The organism is Paenibacillus filicis (assembly GCF_038070315.1).
Lineage (GTDB): Bacteria > Bacillota > Bacilli > Paenibacillales > NBRC-103111 > Paenibacillus_G > Paenibacillus_G filicis.
Genome location: NZ_JBBPCC010000015.1, coordinates 214,679 through 220,678, shown reverse-complemented (window position 1 = coordinate 220,678; position 6,000 = coordinate 214,679). Strand labels below are relative to the sequence as shown.

At 59.2% G+C, this 6,000-nt stretch carries 7 protein-coding genes; 4 read left to right on the top strand and 3 right to left on the bottom strand.

Annotation, left to right across the window (positions count from 1 at the left end; all coding sequences use genetic code 11):
* Positions 1 to 1,163: ATP-binding protein (locus WMW72_RS22185; protein ID WP_423227580.1), on the top strand; the 1,163-nt coding region annotated here is incomplete at its 5' end.
* Between the two features lie 212 nt (positions 1,164 to 1,375).
* Here WMW72_RS22185 and WMW72_RS22180 read toward each other — a convergent pair.
* A complete protein-coding gene (locus tag WMW72_RS22180; RefSeq protein WP_341417750.1) occupies positions 1,376 to 2,470 on the bottom strand; it encodes an EamA family transporter in 1,095 nt (364 codons plus the stop codon).
* A 37-nt stretch (positions 2,471 to 2,507) separates the two neighbouring features.
* The gene (locus tag WMW72_RS22175) at positions 2,508 to 3,269 is read right to left on the bottom strand and encodes an SDR family NAD(P)-dependent oxidoreductase (RefSeq protein ID WP_341417749.1); all 762 of its coding nucleotides are present in this window, start codon (positions 3,267 to 3,269) and stop codon (positions 2,508 to 2,510) included.
* A 97-nt stretch (positions 3,270 to 3,366) separates the two neighbouring features.
* Here WMW72_RS22175 and WMW72_RS22170 point away from each other — a divergent pair, with 97 nt between their 5' ends.
* On the top strand, positions 3,367 to 3,663 hold the full coding sequence (locus WMW72_RS22170; RefSeq protein WP_341417748.1) for a hypothetical protein: 297 nt from the start codon (positions 3,367 to 3,369) through the stop codon (positions 3,661 to 3,663).
* A 28-nt stretch (positions 3,664 to 3,691) separates the two neighbouring features.
* Positions 3,692 to 4,144 carry a hypothetical protein gene (locus WMW72_RS22165; protein ID WP_341417747.1) on the top strand — a complete coding sequence of 151 codons (453 nt, stop codon included), beginning with the start codon at positions 3,692 to 3,694 and terminating at the stop codon, positions 4,142 to 4,144.
* Here the strand turns inward: WMW72_RS22165 and WMW72_RS22160 are convergent.
* On the bottom strand, positions 4,064 to 5,116 hold the full coding sequence (locus tag WMW72_RS22160) for a YkvI family membrane protein (protein WP_341417746.1): 1,053 nt from the start codon (positions 5,114 to 5,116) through the stop codon (positions 4,064 to 4,066). The genes WMW72_RS22165 and WMW72_RS22160 overlap by 81 nt on opposite strands.
* A gap of 177 nt (positions 5,117 to 5,293) precedes the next feature.
* On the opposite strand from WMW72_RS22160, the gene WMW72_RS22155 reads away from it, so the two are divergent.
* Entirely contained in the window at positions 5,294 to 5,914 is a 621-nt protein-coding gene (locus WMW72_RS22155) for a DedA family protein (protein ID WP_341417745.1), read from the top strand.
* The last annotated feature ends 86 nt before the right edge of the window (positions 5,915 to 6,000 follow it).

Below are 6,000 nucleotides of genomic sequence, written 5' to 3'. Positions count from 1 at the left end.
AGCTGCTGGGGCTGGCAGAAGCCGCGCTCGCCCACCTGCAGCGGCTGCGCCGCCTGGAAGCGCGCCTCGCCGCGCTGGATGCCGAGGCTGCGCGATTCGCTGCGGCGGTGCTGGAGCTGCTCGGCCCGGAAGCGGCCGCGGCCGGTCCTGCGGCGGCGCTCAAGGCCCGCCAGGCTGAGCTGAGCCGCGCGCTGGAGCGTGAGCGTGCCGCGGTGCAGCGGCGCGAGCGGCTGGAGGAGCTGCGCAGCCAGCTTGCGCTGCTCGAGCAGCAGCGCGAGCGCGTGGCCGTGCGCTCGGCAGAGCTGTACCGCGCCGCAGGCGCCTCAGACGGCGAAGCGCTGCGGCGTCTGCACCGCCTGGCGCAGCGGCGCCGGGAGCTGGCAGCCGCCAGCCGCCAGGAAGCTGTCGCTCTGCGCACGCTGCTGGGAGAAGAGTGGGAGTTCCTGCTCGCGCAGCTTCACGAGAACGGCCAGGGCGGACTGGAACAGGCCTTGGCCGAAGCCGATGCGGCGCGGGATGAGCGGCTTCGCCGCCTCGAGGAGCTGAGGGAGAGCCGGAGCCGGCTCCGCTATGAGCTGGAGCTGCTGGTGGAAGGCAGCCAGCATGCGCAGGCGATGCAGCTTGTCGAGGAAAGCCGGGCCGAGGTGCTGCGTCTAGCTGGCAGGTGGGCGGTACAGGCGCTATGCCAGCAGCTGATCATGCGGACCAAGAATATGTTCGAGCAGGACAAGCAGCCCTCTGTCATGAGAAGGGCGTCGGAGGATTTCTCCCTCTTGACAGGGGGGCGGTATGAACGGATACTGTCCCCTATCGGGGAGCAGCAAGTGCTGGCAGAGCTGGCGGACGGCGCCCTGGTTGAGACCGGCAAGCTGAGCCGGGGGACCGCGGAGCAGATGTATGTGTGCATTCGCTTCGCACTTGCCGACGAATATGGAGCATCCGGCATCCGGCTGCCGATGCTGATCGACGACCTGTTCGTCAACTTTGACGACGAGCGTCTGGAGCGCGGGCTGGCACTGCTGGAGTCCGTGGGAGAGCGGGGACAACTGCTGCTGTTTACCTGCCACCAGCATGTGCTCCAGGCGTATCTGGAGCGATTCCCTGCTGAGTCTGCGATCAGGCTTGCTGCGCCAAGCAGCTCGGAGGCGTCGTTAGAAGCGTAGACGGACAAGGCTGAACCCAGGAGGGTGAAGCCTGATTTCCGTGCTCTGAAACTCGTCAGACGATGATTCAGGCGTCCAACCCATGATGCAAACGCACAGAACGCCCTTCCCGGGCCGGCTGAAGCCGGTTATGAGGAAGGGCGTTCTGAATGTTCGAAGCTTTATCCGACTTGACTCTATGGCTCTCAACGTGACGGCAGCAAGATGTCTGCTCAGGACAGCAGCTTGAGCAGGACGATACCGGCGAAGCCGATCATCATGCCAATCGCTTCCAGCCGCTTGAAGCTCTCGCGCAGCACGAATCTTGCATACAGCATGACCAGCACGACATTGGCAGCGACTACGGCTGAGACGAGTCCGGTAACCCCCAGCTTGAAGGCTGGCATGGCGAGCATCATGCCGGAAGCATTGGTGATGCCGACGGTCATTCCCCATAGTACGGTACGACGGTTGGTCCATGGCCGCGGTAGCTTCACAGCCAGCGCTTCTTCCAGAACTCCGGACTCTTTGTCTGCTCCGGCTGTTCTGGAGTGTTCCGGTTGAGGGGAAGTCACCGCCCCTGAGACGCTCTGGCGATCTTCTTGCCCAGTCGGATTTCCGGCATCGCTGGTAGAACTGAAGGAGACAGCAGCCGCACTCTCAGGCCTTACAGGCTGGGACTCTACGGCAGCAGCGCTCTCCTGTCTGGCAAGCCGGAGATTATTCTTGGCCGCCTCGGCCTTGCGCAGATCGAGCAGCCAGGTTGCTCCGAAGAACAGGCCGCCTGTCCCGTACATCAGCACCAGCGTTGGGAAGATAGGGGCATGGAGCAGGGTGGCCTGCTTCGTGAAGAAATCTGTCAGGCCGAAGAAGAGCATGGTTAACACCCCCCACTGAGCTCCCTGCAAGTTGCGCAGCGACAGGTCGCCGGAGTATCTGACCAGCATCAGTCCGGTCATGATGACCACGAAGGCCAGCAGCTGACCGTAGCTGAGGCGTTCGCCCCAGACGGTGAAGGCGAGCAGGACGACCACCACAGGAGGAAGTCCCGTGAACATGGCGATCAGGGAGGCCTTGCCGATGGCGTAGCCCTTGTACATGGCGGCGTTGGAGATGAATGAGAACAAGCCCATCAACGCTCCGATCCAGACGCCGTCTGACCAGGCTTCGCGCTGGAGCAGCGCCCCGATCAGGGTAATGATCGTACCGGAGGCATATACACCTAGCAGCATTAGATTCCGGTTGAGCGGCTGCTTAGAGGACCACTGGTACAAAATGCCCCGCAGGCCGAAGCTGAAGGCGGAGGCGCAAGCAAGCATAAACCACATGATGTGTCGATCTCCTTAGGATAAGTGAAGTCGTTAGTTATTCCTCATAGATCATCTTGATGGTCATCCCGCCGTCGATGATCAGGTTTTGACCGGTGATGAAGCCGCTTTGCTCCCCGGTCAGGTACAGGCAGGCGGCGGCGATATCCTGCGGTGTGCCGACACGTCCGGCCGGATGCTGCAGCCGGTCCCGCTCGGTATGGACAGGCTGGGTACGGGCCGACGACTTCTGCCAGTCGCCCGTCTCGATCCAGCCAGGGCTGACCGCATTGACGCGGATCCCCAGCGGTCCCAGGCTGACGGCCATCGCATGGGTCAGGGCGAGCAGTCCGCCCTTGGACGCGGCATAGGCTTCCGTATGGGCTTCGGACATCAGTCCGCGCGTGGAGGCGATATGGACGATCGCACCTGCACCCCGCGCCTTCATCAGGCGTGCCGCCTGCTGGGAGCAGACAAAGGCCCCGCGCAGGTTGACCCCGATCACCTCGTCGAAGGAGGCGAGAGGCAGTTCCAGCATCGGGGCGTTGCGCGCAATTCCCGCATTATTGATCAGCACATCCAGCCGTCCGAGATCTGTCCGGATCAGCTTGAACCACCGCTCGACCTGCTGCTCGTCCGAGACGTCCACAGGCAGGAAGAAGCCCTTGGCTCCCCGCTGGCCGAGCTCCTGCATCAGCTCGCTTCCGGCCTCCCGGTCCGTGTCCGCAATACAAATTTCATACCCGGCCTCGGCGTAGGCCAGCGATACCGCCTTGCCGATCCCCTGGGCTCCTCCGGTTACCGCAGCAACCTTACTCACAGGCGTTCTTCCTTTCCTATTGGCAAAGCCGTTGATTTTTCAGAAGTATATCACTACTATAAAGAATAGCACAAAAATGAGCCGGAGGTGCCGTAACTTGGAGCCGGAACAAAAGAAAAACCGTGAGATCACTTATCAGGTCGGCTGGAAGAGAGGCAAGATTACGCTGGCTAAGCCGGATCATGCCTCTATCCCTGACTTGCCGCAGACCTCGGATTCCTCAGAGAGGGCGATCCAGGAAAGCCCGCTGCAAGCGTGGAACCGCATGGTCTTATGGCGCAAGGCTCCCGTACCGGGAAATGCCGTCGTGCTGACGGTGTGCCTGTTTGCGCTGCCTGCGGTTTTGTTTACCTTATTCGTATGGGCCGTCTACGAGCTATCCCGGCTTTCGTAACAACAGGACAAAGGGAGTGAATGGAACCATGATGACGTCATTAGCCATCATCGGAGCGGTGGTCGGCCTGCTGGTTACCGGCTCGGCTATTTTTCTGGCAGTAACCGTGGCGATGCGTCCGCCCGCCGTACTGTCTGCAGATTCGCAGGAGCAGGAGGGCGGCAAGCCCCGAGTGCTCGACAGGATTAAGAGCGCAGCTCCTCAATTGCTGCAGTGGACTTTTTTTGATTATGCGCTGCTTGTATTGTTTCTGATAGGAAGTTTGTTCTTATTCACGGACTTGGTTGCCGTGTTGCGGGATGCGGAGTCTTTCCCGCCGTATCATGCGCCTTATCTGCTGTGCGGATTTATTTTTACCTTTGCGGCAGCCTTGATGATGCTGGTAAGGCTGGCTCTCGTGCTAACGGTCACGCGGCAGGAGAGCGTCGGTTCGCCGGAAAACCAGGAGCACCAGCCAGGCCATGCTCATCATGCCGAATAACGGATAGAGCGAGCTGACCAGCGGCTTGAAGCCGATCTGACTGCCGGCATAGCTGGTCAGCAGCACAGCCGGCATCACGACGGCATAGCGGATGCCGAGCCGCTGCTCAAGCTGCACGCACAGCCCGTACACATTGGCGAGCAAGGTAGTGAAAATTTCCCCGTAGATGACCAGCAGGAACATCCACTGGACCCATCCCCCCAATTGTCCGATCAGATGCCCCATCGGAATGTCGAATTGCTGGATGCCCGGCATCTGCGAAGATAATGCAATATGAGCGGCCAGCAGCATCGCTCCGATCGCGGCTCCTCCCGTCAAGCCTCCCCAAAGCAGTACCTTTCTGTCCTTGATTTGAGCCCCGAGAGGGACTAGCACAGCCTGAGCCATCGCCAGATTAAACGCCGAGTACAGGAAGGGGGCCAGCCAAATCCGCAGAGGCGAGAAGTCTGTGGTCAGTGTCAGCCAATTGCCCGCGCTGGGAGAGATGGACGCCTGCCAGACATTAATCAGACTGAACAAGGCCATCATCGGCACCACGACCGTATTCACGGTAATAATCGCGTCCATGCCGCGGATCAGCAGGAAGTAGGCGGATGCCAGGGTCAGCACCAGACCGATCTGATAAGGGATGTGCAGCTGCTCGGCAAATACGGAGCCTCCCCCGGCGAGCATGACCATGCTGACACCGAGCAGGGAGATCAGCGTGAGCAGACTGATGTATTTCCCTACCTGAGGGCCGAACAGCAGGTTATTCACGTCCTCGTAGGACTTGGAGTTCAATTGCCCAGCCAGCAGCATCAGCTTGATGCCCAGCCAGGTAAAGAGAAGGGTCGTGATGCCTATGGTAGCCGTAGCCATCCAGCCGTAACGGGTAAAAAATTGCAAAATTTCTTGTCCGGTCGCGAATCCGGCCCCGACGACCGTTCCAACATAGGTGAAGCTGACCTGTATGACGCTTCGCCATTTTTTCATACGGGATGCAATCCCTCCTTGCACGGCTTGTATACCTTAACGTATGAAATTCGGCCAAGCCTGATGACTTGTTTGTGTATATTGGGAAATGTCGTAATTTCTGATACAATAGGGACAGGCATGACTCTTCACCCGAAAGAGGTGCCAGGGAAATTCAGGCGGTTGGAGCGTGTCATCTTGGAACACTTACTGGCTTTGATTGATCAATATGGATATATTGCGCTTTACGGTTTACTGGCGCTTGGGATTGTCGGTATTCCGGTGCCTGATGAAATTCTGATGACAACGGTAGGGACGCTTACGATTGGGAACGATCCGCTGTTGAATTACGGGGCTTCGCTGGCCGTCAGCTTCGGCGGTTCCATGACGGGAATGATCGTCAGCTATTGTCTGGGACGAGCGGTAGGCAAGCCGTTTCTGTACAAGTACGGCCGGTGGATCAAGCTGACGCCTGAACGGCTTGAACTCGCGGAACGGTGGTTCAGCAAGTACGGGCTATGGGCGGTTGCTTTCGGGTACTACGTGCCTGGATTGCGGCATTTCACTTGTTACTTATCGGGTGTAAGCAATGTCAACTTCTTTCGCTATCTGCTGTTCGCTGGCTCGGGAGCGTTGGTCTGGTGCACGACCTTCCTGACACTGGGGCATTTGATAGGACGTAACGCGCCTGTTCTGCTTCATGCGCTTAAACCGTATCTGGGCATCTGTGCGGTTGTTGCCATTCTGTTGGCTGCAGCGGGGTATATGCTCTACCGCTATCGTCAGCGCAAACGTGCGTCGTCAGCCGGATCGAAGTGAAACGCAGGCGTACTTAGTTTGGCTAACGCCACCAGAACAAGCCGGGACTTCGCGGCAGAAGTCCTTCATACCACGAAGAAACGGGA

What these genes read in the sequence shown, in the direction of transcription:
- WMW72_RS22165 (WP_341417747.1), top strand. Translation starts at nt 3,692, where the DNA reads ATGATGACGTCATTAGCCATCATCGGAGCGGTGGTCGGCCTGCTGGTT.
- WMW72_RS22160 (WP_341417746.1), bottom strand. Translation starts at nt 5,116, where the DNA reads ATGAAAAAATGGCGAAGCGTCATACAGGTCAGCTTCACCTATGTTGGA.
- WMW72_RS22180 (WP_341417750.1), bottom strand. Translation starts at nt 2,470, where the DNA reads ATGTGGTTTATGCTTGCTTGCGCCTCCGCCTTCAGCTTCGGCCTGCGG.